Below are 17,700 nucleotides of genomic sequence, written 5' to 3' on the forward strand. Positions count from 1 at the left end.
ATCCGTTTCTCGGAGGGACGGGCATGAGTCCTTCAGTGCACTGGCGAACGCCCACCCTGTCGGCTCACGATCCCAGGGGGCTGCCGGCCAGAAACGTTGCTTATCTGCGGACGGTGGTGGACGCCGAAGTCCAATGCCAGATCACCCGCCAATGCTACGACCCCAACGGCCGTCTGATCGAACAATATGACCCACGGCTCCCCATGCCCTGTCTGACCACCGCCTACCGCCTGGACGGCGAACCACTGAAAGTCGACAGCGTCGATTCCGGCTGGCGCGTCAATCTGCCCGGTCTGGCCAATGAAGTGTTGCAACGCCACGACCAGCGCGGCAAGCAATGGCGCTATCGATACGACCCGATGATGCGGTTGATCGCCGTCACTGAAAATGCGCAAGTCGACGTCGAGCGCTACAGCTATGCCGACCACAATGCCGACCCCGGACATAACCTGCGCGGTGAGCTGAGCGAAAGCGCCGACCCGGGCGCCACGGTGGTGGTCGACGGATACAGCCTGCATGGCAAGGCCGTGGGTGAAACCCGTACGCTGTCTGGCGAGACGACGGCGTTCATCACGCGTATGGATTTCGACGCACGCGGCAATGTGGTGCAAGTCACCGATGCCGGTGGTCACCGACAATGCTCCAGCTACGATGTCGCCGGCCAGTCAAGTCGGGTATCACTGTGGATAGCCGGGGCTGACGCAGCGCAACCGGTGCTCGACGTTGCCGCATACAACGCCTCGGGCCAGCCGCTGGAACAACTTGCCGGCAATGGTGTTCGCAGCCGCCGCGTCTACGATCCTGCTGACGGTCGGCTGCTGCATCTGCTGGCCGGCAAGGATCAGGAAAAACCGCTGCAAGACTTGCGCTACACCTACGACCCGGTCGGCAATATCCTGCGTATCGAGGACCGCACCCTGGCCACGGTGTATTTTGCCAATCAGCGCGTCGAGGGTGATCGCCACTTTGTCTACGACTCGTTGTATCGGCTGAGCGAAAGTCGCGGCTTCGAAGGCGAGATCCCGCAGCAGTCGCCCGGTTTACCGCAACCGATCCAGCCTGTGGATCCGGGACGACGCTACAACTACACCGAACATTATGCATATGACGCGGGAAACAACCTCGTCGAGCTTGTGCATGTGCGCGAAGGCCACAATTTCACTCAGCTGATGAAGATCGACCCGAACAGTAATCGCGGGGTGCGCTGCAAATCCGCTGATCCCGACCCGGTGTTCAGCGATCACTTCGACGAGCACGGTAACCAGTTGAAACTGCAACCCGGCGCTCAGCCTCTGGCGTGGGACAGTCGTGATCAACTGACTCGCGTTACCTTGCTGCAACACAGCAACGGCTTGCCCGACGACGTTGAAACCTACCGTTACAGCCAAGGTGAGCGCATCTACAAGTGCTCGCTGAGCCACACCCCGTCCGTCACCCACCGTCACGAGGTACGCTACCTGCCAGGCCTGGAAATCCACAGCCGCAGTGACGGGCAGCAACTGCATGTCATCAATCTTCCAGGCGCACGTTGCCTGCACTGGCTCAATGGCCGACCGTCCGGCATCGAAGCCGATCAACTGCGCTATAACCTTGATGACCATCTTGGTTCTTGCACACTGGAGCTTGACCGGCAGGCTGACGTGATCAGCCTGGAGCATTACTACGCATTTGGTGGAACCGCCTGGCTGGCGACTCGCTCGGCACTGGAAGTCGGCTACAAAACCATTCGCTATTCAGCCCGGGAAATGGACAGCAGCGGCCTTTATTACTATGGCGCACGCTATTACGCACCGTGGTTGCAACGCTGGGTCAGCGCTGATCCGGCCCTGGATATCGACGGGCTGAACCTGTATGCCTTTGTCGCCAACAATCCGATTGGCCACATCGACACCGACGGCCAGACCCTGGACAGGTTTATCGAAACCCCCGCTCAGCGCGATCAGAGAAAGGCACTGAGCAAAGAGAAAAAGCAGCGTTACCGGGATCGGGTCAGCCTGTCACAACAGGTCGATCGTCATCTGAACATTCTGGCGCTGTCGCTGCGTCGCGGTCTGGATGCCCAGCAACAGGTACTCAACCAGCGCTCGACGGGGCAATTTGCCGGGGCCGTCCTGCGCCGCACCGGTGTACACCTGACCGGCCAGGTCGTGGCCTACGGCGGCGGCATTCTGGTCGGTATCGGCGCCCAGGCGCTGGGCGCCGTCGCTCCCGGCGCAGGTAACGTCGTAGGGATTGCAATGGGCATTGGCGCGAAGAAACTGATCAGCGGATTGTGGGATTACGCCGCAGAACGCACTGGCACCAGCGCGTCTGTCAAATTCAAGGCCAGCCGTCTGTCCAAAGAAAAAATTGTCGAGAAAGCCGAATATAAAACCATGGCACCGATCAATTACCTGCAGCAAAAGTACGCGAAAATGATCCCCGATACGCAGAAGGGCGTGCTCAAGGGCTCCAAGGAAGTGGCGTCCACTCTGATCAGTGTTGGCGCCAAGGAAATGCTGCCGCAAGCTGCCGCTGAAATCAGCGCCACGGCGGGGGCACTGTTGGGTGCAATTGAAATAGGCCATGAAATCGCCGGAGCAAGTCATGAGCTCAGCGCTGAAAAAATGGCCAAGGGCATCGCCAATGCGAGCGGCCTGATCGATTATTTGTCTGCCAACATGCTGGATATCGAAAAAGCCTTCGAGAGCGCAGGTTTGACGGCAATCAATACCTATGGGCTATTGGGCCGAAACGAAGGCGATACTCCGCAAAATCTATGGCAGGCCACGGCGGCCGTGATCAACGAGCTGGAATACACGCGCACGATATTGCGTTCCAGATCCCGTCAGTTCACTACGGTCTGATCCGCTGACACATGAAGCGAACAGGATCGCCGGCCCCATGCTATCGTGCCCGCCCGTCCCCTTATCCATTAGTCCAGCATGCTGCCGACTTCTCGTACCCTGCGTTTGTCGTTGTACACCCTGCTGATCATTGCCGGTGCGGCCATCGCCGCGACCCTCGCCATCCGCCACGCCGAGCGTCAGGCGCTGGAGGAAGACGCTACCCGCGCCAGCCAGCAATTGGCGTTGTATGCCAATTCACTGCATACCCTGATCGACCGCTACCGCGCCCTGCCCGCCGTGCTGGCGCTGGATCCGCAATTGCGCGGCGCGCTGGCCGGGCCAGTGGGTGCTGAGCAACAGAACGCGCTGAACCTGAAGCTGGAGCAGATCAACGGCGCGGCGCAGTCCTCGACCCTCGAACTGCTCGATCACACTGGCCTCGCGGTGGCCGCCAGCAACTGGCGCCTGCCAAGCAGTTACGTCGGCCACAACTACGGTTTTCGTCCGTACTTCAGCCAGACCCGCACTCAGGGCAGCGGGCGCTTTTATGCGGTGGGCGTGACCAGCGGCATCCCCGGTTATTTTCTGTCCAGCGCCGTGTTGGGCGACAACGCCGAGTTCCTCGGGGCGATGGTGGTCAAACTGGAGTTCCCCGAGCTTGAGCGCGAATGGAGCCAGGGCAGTGACACGTTACTGGTCAGCGATGCGCGCGGGATCATCTTCATCGCCAACCAGCCCGGCTGGCGCTATCGCTCATTAAGGCCGCTGGACAGCCGCGACATGGCCGAGATCAAGCGTACGCGGCAGTACGACAAACAATCGCTGGTCCCGCTGACGCATCTGTCGCTGCGTCACTTCGACGACAATAGCGACTTGCGCCGGGTCGAAGGCCCGGACGGAACGGCGGATTACTTGTGGGAATCGCTGCCGCTGACCACCGAAGGCTGGACCCTGCACCTGCTGCGCCGCCCGCAAGTGGCCTTCGAGGACTTGCGCAACGCCGGGCTGGCCGCTGCGGGAGTGTGGCTGGCGCTGGTGTTTCTGTTGCTGTTTCTCAATCAGCGCTGGCGTCTGTCGAAAGTCCGCCAGCGCAACCGCGAAGAACTCGAACAACTGGTTGAGGAACGCACCCGCGATCTGCGCACCGCGCAGGACGGTCTGGTGCAATCGGCCAAACTGGCGGCGCTGGGGCAAATGTCCGCCGCCCTGGCCCACGAAATCAATCAACCGCTGACTGCGCAACGCATGCAACTGGCGACCCTGCGCCTGCTGCTCGAGCATGGCCGTGTCGATGACGCCTACAAGGCGCTCAAACCGGTGGACGACATGCTCACGCGCATGGCGTCGCTCACCGGCCATCTGAAAACCTTCGCCCGCAAGAGCCCCAGCGGCCTGCGCGAACGCCTGGATCTGGCGACGGTGGTCGATCAATCGCTGCAATTGCTCGACGCCCGTCTGCGCGATGAACAGGTCAGCCTGGTGCTGCACCTGACGCGCCCGGCGTGGGTGCGCGGCGATGCGATCCGCCTCGAACAGGTGCTGATCAACCTGCTGCGCAACGCCCTCGATGCGATGCAAGGCAAACCGTGCAAGCGTCTGGAAATCCGTCTGGAGGCCGACGAACAGCTGTGGCGCCTGAGTGTGATCGACAATGGCGGCGGGATTGCCGAAGAACACCTGAATCAGGTGTTCGACCCGTTCTTCACCACCAAACCGGTCGGCGACGGTCTGGGGTTGGGGCTGGCGGTATCCTTCGCTATCGTGCACGAATCCGGCGGGCGTCTGAGTGTGGAAAATGGCGAAGCCGGTGCGGTGTTTGCCCTGACCCTGCCGATCGATCTGGAGGCACACCTCTGATGCTCAATTCAGTGATGGTCGTCGATGACGAAAGCAGCATTCGCAATGCCGTCGAGCAATGGCTGAGTCTTTCGGGGTTCGAAGTGCAGCTGTTCAGCCGCGCCGAAGATTGCCTCGCGGCCCTGCCGGCGCACTTTCCCGGGGTGATCCTCAGCGATGTACGCATGCCCGGGCTCAGTGGCCTGCAATTGCTGGCCGAAGTGCAGAAACGTGATGCCGATCTGCCGGTGATTCTGCTGACCGGTCACGGCGATGTGCCGATGGCGGTCGAAGCCATGCGTGACGGTGCCTACGACTTCCTGGAAAAACCGTTCAGCCCGGAGACCCTGCTTGGCAGCCTGCGCCGCGCACTCGACAAGCGTCGGCTGGTCCTGGAAAACCGCGCCCTGCACGAGCAAGCCGACCACCGCGCCCGCCTCGATGCGACGCTGCTCGGCGTGTCCCGTGGCATGCAGACCTTGCGCCGCCAGGTGCTGGATCTGGCGGCGCTGCCGGTCAACGTGCTGATCCGTGGCGAAACCGGCAGCGGCAAGGAACTGATCGCGCGTTGCCTGCATGATTTCGGCCCGCGCGCCGACAAGCCCTTCGTCGCGCTGAACTGCGCGGCGATCCCCGAGCAGTTGTTCGAAGCCGAATTGTTCGGTCACGAAAGTGGCGCGTTCACCGGGGCTTCCGGCAAGCGTATCGGCAAGCTGGAATACGCCGACGGCGGCACGCTGTTTCTTGATGAAATCGAAAGCATGCCAATGGCCCAGCAAGTGAAATTGCTGCGAGTGCTGCAGGAACAGAAGCTGGAGCGCCTCGGGTCGAATCAGAGCATTCGTGTCGACTTGCGCATCGTTGCCGCGACCAAACCTGATCTGCTGGACGAGGCCCGGGCCGGACGTTTTCGCGAAGACCTGGCGTATCGTCTGAACGTCGCCGAGCTGCGTCTGCCGCCGCTGCGTGATCGGCGCGAAGACATCCCGCTGCTGTTCGAATCCTTCGCCTTCAGCGCCGCCCAGCGTCTGGGCCGCACCTTTGCGCCACTCTCCGGAGCGCAATTGAGTCACCTGCTCAGCCACGACTGGCCGGGCAACGTGCGGGAACTGGCCAACGTTGCCGAGCGGCAGGTACTGGGGCTGGATGAGCCGGTGCAGGGCATCGACCCCGGCCAGTCCCTCGCCGCGCAGCAGGAAGCGTTTGAAGCGCAGTGCCTGCGCGCAGCGCTGACCCGGCACAAGGGCGATGTGAAAGCGGTGCTGGAGGAGTTGCAGCTGCCGCGCCGGACCTTCAATGAAAAGCTGCAGCGGCATGGGCTGAGTCGGGAGATGTTTGTTTCGGGCAGCTGAGTTTTGCAGTGTCTGATCGGGCCTCTTCGCGGGCAAGCCACGCTCCCACAGGGTTTTGTGCTGAACACAGAATGTGTGAACACCACCGACCACTGTGGGAGCGAGCCTGCTCGCGAAGGGGCCGGCACAGCCAACGATGATCCACGGGTCTGAATGAGCAATTTTCCGCTCACCACAATCCAGCCATAAGCGGATTTCCGCTCATTAAATCCCGCCACCCCGTCTAAACCGCCCCTCTCGCCGTTGGCACAGCTCCTGCTATAGCCCCGGCAGGCTGCGTTTTAACGCGCTCCACAAAAACAATTAAACGAAGGATCCTTCAATGGATAACTCCAACGCCCTGCCCCTTGGGTCGGCTGCCGCGCCCGCCAAAGCAAGAACCACCGCCAGCCGGATCAAATCGATCTTCAGCGGCTCGGTCGGCAACATGGTCGAGTGGTATGACTGGTACGTCTACGCCGCTTTCTCGCTGTACTTTGCCAAAACCTTCTTCCCCGCCGGTTCCACCACCGCGCAACTGATGAACACCGCCGCGATCTTCGCCGTGGGCTTCCTGATGCGTCCGATCGGTGGCTGGCTGATGGGCCTCTACGCCGACAAGGTCGGTCGCAAGAAAGCCTTGATGGCCTCGGTCTACCTGATGTGCTTCGGCTCCTTGCTGATCGCCCTCAGCCCGAACTACGAAACCATCGGCATCGGCGCGCCGATCCTGCTGGTGTTTGCCCGTCTGCTGCAGGGCCTGTCGGTGGGCGGCGAATACGGCACCTCGGCCACCTACCTGTCGGAGATGGCGACCAAGGAACGTCGCGGTTTCTTCTCCAGCTTCCAGTACGTGACCCTGATCTCCGGTCAGCTCATCGCGCTGGGTGTGTTGATCGTGCTGCAGAACCTGCTGACCACCGAACAGCTGTACGCGTGGGGCTGGCGTATTCCGTTCGCCATCGGCGCACTGTGCGCGGTCGTCGCGCTGTACCTGCGTCGCGGCATGGAAGAGACCGAGTCGTTCACCAAAAAAGAGAAGTCCAAGGAAAGCGCCATGCGCACCTTGCTGCGCCATCCGAAAGAGCTGCTCACCGTGGTCGGCCTGACCATGGGCGGTACGCTGGCGTTCTACACCTACACCACCTACATGCAAAAATACCTGGTGAACACGGTCGGCATGAGCATCTCCGACTCGACCACCATTTCCGCCGCCACGCTGTTCCTGTTCATGTGCCTGCAACCGATCATCGGTGGCCTGTCCGATAAAATCGGTCGACGTCCGATCCTGATCGCTTTCGGCGTGCTCGGTACGATCTTCACCGTGCCGATCCTGATGACCCTGCACACCATCCAGACCTGGTGGGGCGCGTTCTTCCTGATCATGGCCGCACTGATCATTGTCAGCGGCTACACCTCGATCAACGCCGTGGTGAAAGCCGAACTGTTCCCGACCGAAATCCGCGCGCTGGGCGTCGGTTTGCCGTACGCACTGACCGTATCGATCTTCGGCGGCACCGCCGAATACATCGCACTGTGGTTCAAGAGCATCGGCATGGAAACCGGTTACTACTGGTACGTGACCGCGTGCATCGCAGTGTCGTTGCTGGTGTACATCACCATGAAAGACACGCAGAAACACTCGCGGATCGTGACTGACTGATCGGGCGTTAAAAGCAAAAGATCGCAGCCTGCGGCAGCTCCTACAGGGACCGTATTCCAATGTAGGAGCTGCCGTGTGTTGTGGTCGAATTTTTTTAGACCATGATGTAGGAGCGTCGATTTAAGGAAGCATCATGGGATATCGGGTTGTTACGTCAGAGGAAAAAGCAGAAGCCATTCGCTTGGTCGTGGAGATGAATTACTCCATCCCTAAAGCCTGTGAAGCTACTGGTGTGGGTCCTACGGCCCTGCGTCGCTGGGTTTCGCGCTGGCGTCGAGAGCAGGAAGGCATGTCGCAGCCACCGCGATTGCAGGATCAGGAGCTGATCGAATCGCTCCAGTCAAAGCTGGCACTGCTTGAAGCCGAGAACCAAGTGCTAAAAAAGCAATTGCCCTCTCATCTAAAGGTTCTGTTCGGTCGAACCAAGTGATTGATGGCGTTCGAGGTGCAATGTCGATTCGGCGCATGTGCTCAGTGCTTGGCGTTGCCCGAAGCAGCTATTACACCCAGCGTAAACCCAAGCGCCTGAAGCCTGAACTGCGCTTGCTGAGGCGTAAACTTCGTGCGATGCATAAAGAACATCGTGAGGCGTTGGGTACTCGTGGGTTTTCCAGGGAGCTAAGAAAAGAGGGGATTTTTATTGGGCGCTGTCGAATGCGCACGCTGATCAACACCTTTGGCCTGCACCGACGCAGACCGTGTTATGCCCACTATCGACGAGCTACGAAACCAGCGATTGTTGCACCGAACATACTTGATCGTCGTTTTAATCCGACCCAGCCAGACACCCTTTGGGCCGGTGACATTACCTACATCCGAGTCGGAAATAGCTGGCTTTATCTGGCGGTGGTGATGGATCTGTTTTCACGCAGAATTGTGGGTTGGGCCTGTTCCCGAACTGCCGATGCTGAACTGTCTGCAAGGGCGCTAAGGTTAGCAGTGTCACTACGCCGTCCGATGCCTGCATTGCTATTTCACTCAGACCAAGGCTGCCAGTACACCGCTGATCGATTTGTTGGCTGCTTGGCAGAAAACCGGATCGTTCAGAGCATGAGTCGTCGAGGGAACTGCTGGGATAACGCAGTTGTTGAGCGCTATTTCAGGACGTTGAAACACGATTGGATGCCGGAAAACGGCTACCGAAACCATTTCGAAGCGGAGAAGGATGTGATGGATTTTGTTCATCACTACAACCATCGTCGTTGCCACTCTGCCTCGAACCACTTGCCGCCTGCGCTGTTTGAGCAACAAGCGGCCTAATGCTCCTAAGGAGTGGTTTAAAAAAACTGAACCACTACACCGGAGGCTGCGATCTTTTCGCTTCAACCGATTATCAAGTCAACTCGGCCACCGGCGGCTTGCCATAACGCTTCTGCGCATACGACGCGCCGGCAATCATCACCAGCAGAATCCCCGCCAGCACCGCCGACGAGCCGATGGTGCCGAAGTCCAGGCCACCCTTTTCATGGGATTTGGTCATCAGGTCACCCAAGGTCGCACCGAACGGCCGGGTCAGCACGAACGCCACCCAGAACAAGACCACGGTCGAAATCCTGGTGAAGTATTTGAGCGCAACCACCACGGCAATGGTCGAGCCGATCAGCAGCGCGCCACCGGCAAAACCCAGGCCCGAATCATCGGCCAGGTAGTCGCCGAGCGCGGTCCCCAGGGTGTTGGAAAACAGAATCGCCATCCAGTAGAACATCTCGCCCCGAAAGGTCTGCACCTTGCTGACGTTCAGCGAATCGCCGCTCAGGCGCCAGGCCGCGAAGATCGCCAGCAGAATCGCAATCAGGATCATCGATCCGGTGGCGTAGCCCAGTTCAAGGGTGCGGTCCATGAAGTCGGACATGGTGGTGCCGGCGGTGCTGGTCGACAGAATCACGATCCAGTACAGCAGCGGCTTGTAGGTCTTGGCCATCAACTGGGTGATCAGGGTCAGCACGAACACGCTGATCAGGATCAGCGAGCTGAGGGCGTAACCGACGTTGAGGGTCATCGACAGCAAGTCCCCCGCGGTTTCCCCCAGGGTCGTCGCGCAGATTTTCATGACCCAGAACGCCAGGGTGATTTGAGGCAGTTTGTTCATCGCAAGCAAAGCTCCAGTGTAAGACGGCCGGTTCTTGGTTTTCTGGCCGTGGGCAGACTGGCGTTGCACCGGTGAAAAACCGGTCGGGAATGTATGAAAAATCTGTCACACAGCCCGAAGGAGGCCATTAATTAGCGGTTAATGCATCTCCCGCATCCTGCACCTACCTGATCGATGACCTGCGCGGCGCTCGCTCTAACGATGAAAGCGAATTGAATGCGCCGCCCTTAATATCAAGTTAATCGATTGTTTTTAGCATTTATTTGCGCTTTTTAATCAATTTAGTTGGCGTAGCATTAGATCCAAGCAAGACACATCGCCAACGCATCTGGAGTAACTGACATGAAAACCAAACTGATCCTCGCCCTGACCCTGTCCGTATTGGCCGCCAACACTTTCGCTGCCGATGGTTCGGACAAAACCAAATCGGCCGACTTCATTTCCGGCGCCAGCGCCGCCATCGAAACCAGCCACTCGGGCACTTACGCCGCTGACGGTTTCGATAAAACCAACATCGGCAAAACCGTGGCTGCCGATGGCTTCGACAAGACCGGTACTGCCAACGCCATCGCGGCTGACGGCTTCGATAAAACCGGTACTGCTGCAGCCATCAGCTGAATATCAGCAGCTCTTCCACAGCCCGGCTTCGGCCGGGCTTAGTCATTTCTGAAGCCGCACAATTCTCAAATCCACCAAAATCCCCTGTAGGAGCTGCCGAAGGCTGCGATCTTTTGATTTTGTTTTTAAGAGCAAGATCAAAAGATCGCAGCCTTCGGCAGCTCCTACAGTGGGATCAGCGTTTGACTGGAAATACGCGGTGCGCTCTTACACTATGGCGTCTTTCAGAATGCCCTCTTGAGGAACCCCAGCCATGTCCGATGACATCCACTTCTACGAACCCGCTCACGGCCACGGCCTGCCCCACGATCCGTTCAACGCCATCGTCGGCCCGCGCCCTATCGGCTGGATTTCTTCGCAGGATGCCCACGGCCGGCTGAACCTTGCGCCTTACAGCTTCTTCAACGCGTTCAACTACATTCCGCCGATCATTGGTTTTTCCAGCGTCGGGCGCAAAGACAGCCTGAACAACATCGAGCAGACCGGCGAATTCGCCTGGAACCTCGCCACCCGGCCGCTGGCCGAGCAGATGAACCAGAGCTGCGCGATGGTCGCGCCCGAGGTCAACGAGTTTGAATTGGCCGGGCTGACGCCCGTGGCGTCGAAGCTGATTGCAGTGCCACGGGTAGCCGAAAGCCCGGTGTCCTTCGAATGCAAGGTCACGCAGATCATTCAGTTGCAGCGCGCCGATGGCGAAACCGTGCCGAGCTGGCTGATTCTCGGCGAAGTGGTTGCCGTGCATATCGCCAAGTGGCTGTTGAAGGACGGGATCTACGACACCGCCGCGGCAGAACCGATTCTGCGCGGCGGCGGGCCGGCGGATTATTTCCAGTTGGGGCCTGAAGCCCTGTTCAAAATGTGGCGCCCGGGGGCGGGCAAGTAAGCGCAGTTACCAGATCAGCTCGGCGTCATCAGTGACGCCCTGCAGACGTTCCAGCTCCTGGGTCGCCGCGTCATCGGCAGCGATGGCGCCGGGGAACACCTGATCACCCAGCAGTTTATGGAAACGTGGCGCACCGCCATCGACCAGGGCCTTGACCGCGATTGCCGCGTGATAACCCTTGTTGCCGCCCAACTCGACGGGGACGACTGCGGAGACTGCTTCGAAATGTTCGAACTCTTTACGTGCCATGGCACACATCCTGGCTCAGACCAATAAGCCGGACATTAAACCCTCAACCGGCGAGTTTGTGTATCGGTGCCGGGTATTGTCCCAGCGCCTGCACCGCTGACACCTCTTTGAAGGTGTGGAAATCCAGGCTGTTGACCACCAGGTCCTGGACCAGCTCGGCAAAAATCTGCATCGACGGGCTGTTGAAATACGCGGTCATCGCCTGTTGATGGCTCCAGAAACCGGAGACCAGCCACAGCTCCGGATCGCATTGCGACTGCTGCAAGGCGAAGTTCAGGCAACCGGGGGCGTTGCGTGACGGTTCGATCAAGGCACTGAGGCGCACACCCAGTTCGGCGGAGCGTCCGGCGCGCGCTCGAACGAAGGCCATATGACTGACGGGAATCTGCTTGGACATGTTCAACCCTCCCAGGGAGTCGCGTGGCAGCCGGGGGACGGGCTGCGACAGGATCCAAGGTTAAGGGCCGCGCGCAAGGTGCCGTTAGTCGATTCCTGCCGCCCTGTTGCACAATCCTGCGAGACTGCACAATCGCCCTGCATCGATGGGTAGAAACCTGTCACACCGCTGTCACACCGCTTTTGTGTAGAAGCTGCCGAAGGCTGCGATCTTTTGATTTTGTTTTTAAAATCAAAAGATCGCAGCCTTCGGCAGCTTCTACAGGGGTCTTCGCCGCAAGCAATAAGTAGGCGATGACCGGGCGATGGCCGGCACGCAAAAGCAGCCGATGCAGAATCAGGCAAGCATTTGACAGGATGTGTCTACCGCTGGCGCTTGCACAAATATAGTCTCTGCCCCATTCCACCGTCTTAGCAGAGGATGCCGCGCATGACGTCATTCGATCGTTTCCAGTCCCCGCCCGATGCCGACATGGAAAAACAGCGCGCAGAACTCGCGGCGATCATCCGCCGCAACACCACGGACGACGGCAGTTACCAGACCGCCATCGGCTCACTGTTCATGTCGCGCCACACAAAATCCCATGACTTCGCCCCGGTGCTCGCGCAACCGGCGCTGTGCATCATGGCCCAGGGTCGCAAAGAGGTACGGCTGGCCGATGAGTTCTTCAATTACGACCCGCTGAATTACCTGGTGGTCTCGGTCTCGATGCCGCTCAGCGGGCGGGTAGTAAATGTCTCGCCGGAGGAGCCGATCCTCGCCGTGCGCCTGGACATCGACCCGGCGGAAATCACGGCATTGATCGCCGACGCCGGCCCCATGGGCGTGCCGACCCGGCCGACCGGGCGCGGCCTGTATGTGGAGAAGATCGACAGCGCGATGCTCGACGCGGTGTTGCGTCTGGCGCGACTGCTGGATGCGCCGAAAGACATCGCCATGCTCGCGCCACTGATTCGCCGGGAGATTCTCTATCGCCTGCTGCGCAGTCCGCAGGGCCACCGTTTGTATGAGATTGCGATTGCCAACAGTCAGAGCCATCGCATCAGTCAGGCGATCAAATGGCTCAACGGCAACTTCGAACAGCCGCTGCGCATCGATGATCTGGCGAAAGAAGTGAACCTCAGCGTCTCGACCCTGCATCACCGTTTCAAGGCGATGACCGCGATGAGTCCGCTGCAATATCAAAAGCAACTGCGCCTGCAAGAGGCGCGGCGCCTGATGCTGGCCGAAGGGCTGGAAGCGTCGGCGGCAGGCTACCGCGTGGGGTATGAAAGCCCGTCGCAATTCAGCCGTGAGTACAGCCGCTTGTTTGGTGCGCCGCCGTTAAGGGATCTGGCGCGGTTGCGGCAGTCGGTCTGATCAAGGTGTTGTGTTGTATCGACTGACGCCATCGCTGGCAAGCCAGCTCCCACAGAGTTTTGTGCTGAACACAGAATGTGTACACACCCGAAAAACCTGTGGGAGCTGGCTTGCCAGCGATGGGGCCAGTCAAGACAACCTCAATCCAGAATCAGGCACCGAGTACCCGACACGCCTCGCTCGGCAACGTCACCGACACCGGATGCCCGATTCCCAAACCGATCCCCTGACACGGCGTGCTCAATGCGGTAAACGTCACCCCGGAACACTCCACCGTGGTCTCGATGGTCGCCCCGATATCCCTCACGAACGTCACCTTCCCGAGCAAGCGATTGCCCGCCGTCGCCTGTGGCGCGGACAGTTGCAGGTCTTCCGGACGAATCAGCATCTTTACCTTCTGCCCCGCCTCGATGCTGCTGCAGATCGGCACTTGCAGCGCATCACCGCCCGGCAGGCTGACTTTGCCGTCGCCCAGCGCCGTGGCCGGGAAGATGTTGCCCGAACCGATGAAGTCAGCGACGAACTCGTTGGCCGGGTGCCGATAGATTTCGATCGGCGTGCCCACCTGCTGCACCTTGTGCTCGCCGAGCACCACGACGATGTCGGCCATGGTCATGGCTTCGCGCTGATCATGGGTGACCATGATCGTGGTGATGTTCAAACGCTGCTGCAACTGGCGGATTTCCACCTGCATCGACTCGCGCAACTTGGCGTCCAGCGCCGACAGCGGTTCGTCGAGCAGGAGGATTTTCGGCCGCGAGGCGATGGCCCGGGCAATCGCCACCCGCTGTCGTTGCCCGCCGGAGAGCTTCGCCACCGGCCGGTCGATCATCGCTTGCAACTGGATCAGCTCCAGCAACTCCACTACCCGCGTCTGCTGCTCGGCCTTGCTCACGCCGCGCAGTTTCAGCGGGTAGGCGATGTTCTCGCCAACGGTCATGTGCGGAAACAGCGCCAGCGACTGGAACACCATGCCGAAGTTGCGCAAGTGCGCCGGGGTGCGACCGATGTCCTCGCCATCGAGGCGAATCTCGCCGCCGGTGAGGGTTTCCAGCCCGGCGATCATCCGCAACAAGGTGGTTTTGCCACAGCCCGACGGGCCGAGAAAACACACCAGTTTGCCTTCCGGCAAATGCAGGTTGACGTCCTGTACCGCGCAAGCCGAGCCGTAGAATTTCTCGACGTTTTCCAGAATCAGACCAGTCATGTTGCACCTCAAATCAAAAGGAAACGCCGCCCTCGCCCACCAGCTTCTCCAGCGCCCAGATCAGGACGAAGTCGATCAGCACGATCAGCACGGCAAACGAGAACACGGTAGGGTCGAGCGATGACACGGTGCGGCTGTACATCCAGATCGGCACGGTCATGACGTCGATGGTGTAGAGGAAATAGGTCACGGTGAATTCGTTGAACGAGACGATGAACGCCAGCAGCATCCCCGCCAGAATCCCCGACTTCATCAACGGCACCACCACATCGACAATCGCCCGCAGCGGTGAGGCGCCGAGCATCCGCGCCGCCTCTTCGACTTCACTGCCGATGGAGAGCATCGCGGCGGTGCAGTTTTTCACCACGAACGGCAGCGCCAGAATCACGTGGGCAATCACCAGCCGCGAGGTGGTCAGGTGAAACGGCAGGCTGTCGAACACCAGCAACAACGCCAAACCCAACACCACCATCGGAAACACCAGCGGCAGCGACATCAGTTGCAGCGCCACGGCTTTGCCACGGAACTCGCAGCGGGTCAGCGCATAGGCGGCGGGCACCGCGATCAGCGTGGCGAAGACCATGGTCAGGCACGACACCAGCAGGCTGGTGGCCATGGCCTGGCCGAGGCTCAACACATCACTGGCGTCCGGCGAGACGAAGGTGTGCCAGGCCGCCTTGTACCATTGCAGGCTGTAGCTGCTCGGCGGGAAGTCGAGGTTCGACGCACCGCTGAACGACATGACGATCATGGTCAGGATCGGCAATACCGCCAGCAGCAGAATGACCCCGGAAAGGATCCCGGCGAACTTGCCGGTGTCGCCGGGCAGCAGCGCCATGCGCTTGTTGGTCAGGGAACTCATTGCGAAGCCTCCAGCAGGCGCCGACGACGGCCGGTGATGTATTCGGACAGGGTCATGATCGCCAGCGTGGTGACGATCAGCACCACCCCGGCCGCCGATGCGGCGGGCCAGTTCATCAGCGGCGCGATCTGGTCATGCACCATCACCGCGAGCATCGGCACACGGCGACCACCGAGCAGCAACGGCACGACAAAACTGCTGGCGTTGTAGGCGAACACCAGCGTCGCCCCGGTGATGATCCCCGGCAGACTCATCGGCAACACCACCTGGCGGAACACCTGAAAACGGCTGGCGCCCAGGGTTGCGGCGGCCTCTTCGTAGGTGCGCGCGACACCGCGCATGGCGCTGGCAATCGGCAACACCGCCAGTGGAAACGCAGTCTGCACCAGGCCCATCAGCACGCCGTTCTGGTTGTACAGCAACATGATCGGGCGCTTGATCAGGCCCAGGCCCATCAGCGTCTGGTTGAGCATCCCGCCCGGGCCGAGAATCACCAGCCAGCCGTAGCTTTGCAGCAGCAGGTTGACCAGCAGCGGCAACAGCACCGCCGCGAGAAAGATCCGCCGCACGAACGGCGAGGTCAGGCGTGACATGGTGTACGCCACCGGGATCGCCAGCAGCACGGCGATCACCGCACTGATCAACGCCAGACGCAGGGTCAGCAGCAGGGATTTCAGGTAATAGGGTTCGAGCAATTGCGCGTAGCTGGCGAGGCTGAACCCGCTCCACTCCGCGCCTTTAGTGCCGACACTCATGCGCAGCACCAGCAGACTGGCGGCGATCAGCACACCGAGAAACAGCATCGACGGCGTGAGGAAAAACCACGCCCGGGCGGTCGGCGAAACACCGCGCGCCGGACGCACGTCACCTGCGCCGACCGGTTGGGTCAGGGATTGATGTTCCATAGCAATGATCTCGTCAATGGAAAGCGAATCTGCCAAACACCTCTGTCTCCTGTGGGAGTCATTTTTTGTGGTGAGGGGATTTATCCCCGACCGGCTGCGAAGCAGTCGCAAAACCATCGTACGCGGTACATTTGATGCACCGTATTTGCTGATCTTGGGGCAGCTGCGCTGCCCATCGGGGATAAATCCCCTCACCACAGGGCTCGCTCCCACAGGGGGGCCGTGGTGTTCGGGAGGCCGGCGTCAGGAAGAAAAGATTTCCGTATAACGACGAATCCATTGGTCATGCACGGTCGCCAGGAAGGCGTTGTCGTGCATGATCGCCTTCTCGGCAATCTGCTCCGGAGTGAGGATGTACGGGCTCTTGCGCGCTTCGGCGGAGATGATCGCCTTGGCGTTGACCGGGCCGTTGAAGATGTCTTCGGCCATCTTGCCCTGCACCAGCGGATCGAGAGAGTGATCGATGAAGGCGTAGGCCAGATCGGTGTCGCCCGGACGGTTCTTCGGCATCACCGAGAGCATCAGGTCGGTGTAGAAACCTTCCTTCATGCCAAACGTGGCACCGAGGCCGTAGTTCGGATCGCGGATCTGCTTGGGGAAGAATGCCGGGGCGTACAAACCACCCATGTCCAGGGAACCGGTGCGGAACAGCTCGGCGATCTGGTTCGGGTTCTCGCCGAGGGTGACCACGCGATCCTTGAGCTCGGCGAGTTTCTTGAAGCCCGGCTCAATGTTGTGTTCATCACCGCCGGCGAGTTTCGCGGCGATAATGATCAGGTCCATGGCCTCGGTCCAGTTCGGCGGCGGCAGGAAAATGTTCGGCGCCAGATCGGCATCCCACAGCGCGGCGTAACTGTCCGGAGCCTGTTTGAGGGTGCGGGTGCTGTAGACCAGACTGTTGCACCACAGCAGGTAACCGATGCCGTGCCCGTTGGCGCCGGTGCGGTATTTTTCCGGTACATCGATCAGGTTGGGAATGCGGTTGAGGTCGGGTTTTTCCAGCAGTCCGGCGGCGGCCAGACCTTCAGCACCGACTCCGGCCAGGGTGATGATGTCGTACTGCGGACGGTCACCGCCGGCCTTGAGTTTGGCGACCATTTCCGAGGTGCTGCCGGTGCGGTCGGCGATGACCTTGGCGCCGGTCTTGGCCTCGAACGTGGCGGCGATGTTGCGCAGTGCGGCGAGGCCGGTGTCATCCGACCAGGTCAGCAAACGCAGGGTCTTGCCGGCAAACCGTGTGTCGCTGGCGCTGGCCCGGATGAAGGGCATGCTCAGGGCCGCCGCTGCTACCGAGGCGACGCCGACGGTTTTAATGAATTGACGCCTGTTCAGATCATGCTCGCCCATGAAGGACTCCCTTTGTTCTTTTAAGTATGAGGTTGGTCGCAACCGTTGCATCCGCGCGGCCGGATCCGCTGCAGGCCTTGTATTCAAAGGCCTGCAGCGCAGCCGACGGGTTCATCCTGAGGTCGT

The 17,700-nt window shown here is 60.2% G+C and carries 17 protein-coding genes; 9 read left to right on the forward strand and 8 right to left on the reverse strand.

Features of this window, described 5'->3' with window-relative positions:
• Positions 1-23 precede the first annotated feature (23 nt).
• The 6 genes from AC193Q_RS13890 to AC193Q_RS13915 all read left to right on the forward strand — a co-directional run bounded on the left by AC193Q_RS13890 (position 24) and on the right by AC193Q_RS13915 (position 8,918).
• Entirely contained in the window at positions 24-2,846 is a 2,823-nt protein-coding gene (locus AC193Q_RS13890; protein WP_483878540.1) for an RHS repeat domain-containing protein, read from the forward strand.
• Positions 2,847-2,924: 78 nt separating this feature from the next.
• Positions 2,925-4,685, forward strand: coding sequence for an ATP-binding protein (locus AC193Q_RS13895; RefSeq protein WP_121186911.1), 1,761 nt, complete (start codon positions 2,925-2,927; stop codon positions 4,683-4,685).
• Complete coding sequence (locus AC193Q_RS13900) at positions 4,685-6,016, forward strand: sigma-54-dependent transcriptional regulator (protein ID WP_047296112.1); 1,332 nt, start codon at positions 4,685-4,687, stop codon at positions 6,014-6,016. The genes AC193Q_RS13895 and AC193Q_RS13900 overlap by 1 nt, the downstream gene beginning before the upstream one ends.
• A gap of 322 nt (positions 6,017-6,338) precedes the next feature.
• A complete protein-coding gene (locus AC193Q_RS13905) occupies positions 6,339-7,658 on the forward strand; it encodes an MFS transporter (protein WP_047296114.1) in 1,320 nt (439 codons plus the stop codon).
• A 133-nt stretch (positions 7,659-7,791) separates the two neighbouring features.
• Positions 7,792-8,088 (forward strand): transposase, encoded by a 297-nt coding sequence (locus AC193Q_RS13910; RefSeq protein WP_446927387.1) that lies wholly within the window; start codon positions 7,792-7,794, stop codon positions 8,086-8,088.
• A gap of 20 nt (positions 8,089-8,108) precedes the next feature.
• The gene (locus AC193Q_RS13915; protein ID WP_121186915.1) at positions 8,109-8,918 is read left to right on the forward strand and encodes an IS3 family transposase; all 810 of its coding nucleotides are present in this window, start codon (positions 8,109-8,111) and stop codon (positions 8,916-8,918) included.
• Positions 8,919-8,991: 73 nt separating this feature from the next.
• On the opposite strand, the gene AC193Q_RS13920 is transcribed toward AC193Q_RS13915, so the two are convergent.
• On the reverse strand, positions 8,992-9,747 hold the full coding sequence (locus AC193Q_RS13920; protein WP_121186917.1) for a COG4705 family protein: 756 nt from the start codon (positions 9,745-9,747) through the stop codon (positions 8,992-8,994).
• Positions 9,748-10,089: 342 nt separating this feature from the next.
• Here AC193Q_RS13920 and AC193Q_RS13925 point away from each other — a divergent pair, with 342 nt between their 5' ends.
• Positions 10,090-10,365: a hypothetical protein gene (locus tag AC193Q_RS13925; RefSeq protein ID WP_086791830.1), complete on the forward strand. Its 276-nt coding sequence runs from the start codon at positions 10,090-10,092 to the stop codon at positions 10,363-10,365.
• A gap of 253 nt (positions 10,366-10,618) precedes the next feature.
• The gene (locus AC193Q_RS13930) at positions 10,619-11,248 is read left to right on the forward strand and encodes a flavin reductase family protein (RefSeq protein ID WP_047296117.1); all 630 of its coding nucleotides are present in this window, start codon (positions 10,619-10,621) and stop codon (positions 11,246-11,248) included.
• A 6-nt stretch (positions 11,249-11,254) separates the two neighbouring features.
• On the opposite strand, the gene AC193Q_RS13935 is transcribed toward AC193Q_RS13930, so the two are convergent.
• The 3 genes from AC193Q_RS13935 to AC193Q_RS13945 form a co-directional block, all read right to left on the reverse strand.
• Positions 11,255-11,497, reverse strand: a complete 243-nt coding sequence (locus AC193Q_RS13935) for a hypothetical protein (protein WP_047296118.1) — start codon at positions 11,495-11,497, stop codon at positions 11,255-11,257.
• A 43-nt stretch (positions 11,498-11,540) separates the two neighbouring features.
• Positions 11,541-11,894 (reverse strand): antibiotic biosynthesis monooxygenase family protein, encoded by a 354-nt coding sequence (locus AC193Q_RS13940; protein ID WP_095668439.1) that lies wholly within the window; start codon positions 11,892-11,894, stop codon positions 11,541-11,543.
• Positions 11,895-12,054: 160 nt separating this feature from the next.
• Complete coding sequence (locus tag AC193Q_RS13945) at positions 12,055-12,333, reverse strand: hypothetical protein (RefSeq protein ID WP_483878541.1); 279 nt, start codon at positions 12,331-12,333, stop codon at positions 12,055-12,057.
• On the opposite strand from AC193Q_RS13945, the gene AC193Q_RS13950 reads away from it, so the two are divergent.
• Positions 12,324-13,253, forward strand: a complete 930-nt coding sequence (locus tag AC193Q_RS13950; protein WP_047296122.1) for an AraC family transcriptional regulator — start codon at positions 12,324-12,326, stop codon at positions 13,251-13,253. The two genes, AC193Q_RS13945 and AC193Q_RS13950, sit on opposite strands and share 10 nt — an antisense overlap.
• A 151-nt stretch (positions 13,254-13,404) precedes the next feature.
• Here the strand turns inward: AC193Q_RS13950 and AC193Q_RS13955 are convergent, their stop codons facing one another.
• The 4 genes from AC193Q_RS13955 to AC193Q_RS13970 form a co-directional block, all read right to left on the reverse strand.
• Positions 13,405-14,460: an ABC transporter ATP-binding protein gene (locus AC193Q_RS13955; protein WP_131671131.1), complete on the reverse strand. Its 1,056-nt coding sequence runs from the start codon at positions 14,458-14,460 to the stop codon at positions 13,405-13,407.
• A gap of 13 nt (positions 14,461-14,473) precedes the next feature.
• A complete protein-coding gene (locus AC193Q_RS13960; protein ID WP_047296126.1) occupies positions 14,474-15,322 on the reverse strand; it encodes an ABC transporter permease in 849 nt (282 codons plus the stop codon).
• Positions 15,319-16,227 carry an ABC transporter permease gene (locus AC193Q_RS13965; RefSeq protein ID WP_121186923.1) on the reverse strand — a complete coding sequence of 303 codons (909 nt, stop codon included), beginning with the start codon at positions 16,225-16,227 and terminating at the stop codon, positions 15,319-15,321. The genes AC193Q_RS13960 and AC193Q_RS13965 overlap by 4 nt, the downstream gene beginning before the upstream one ends.
• A gap of 243 nt (positions 16,228-16,470) precedes the next feature.
• On the reverse strand, positions 16,471-17,574 hold the full coding sequence (locus tag AC193Q_RS13970) for an ABC transporter substrate-binding protein (protein WP_027612490.1): 1,104 nt from the start codon (positions 17,572-17,574) through the stop codon (positions 16,471-16,473).
• Between the last annotated feature and the right edge of the window lie 126 nt (positions 17,575-17,700).

It is taken from the genome of Pseudomonas sp. F2, assembly GCF_057174385.1.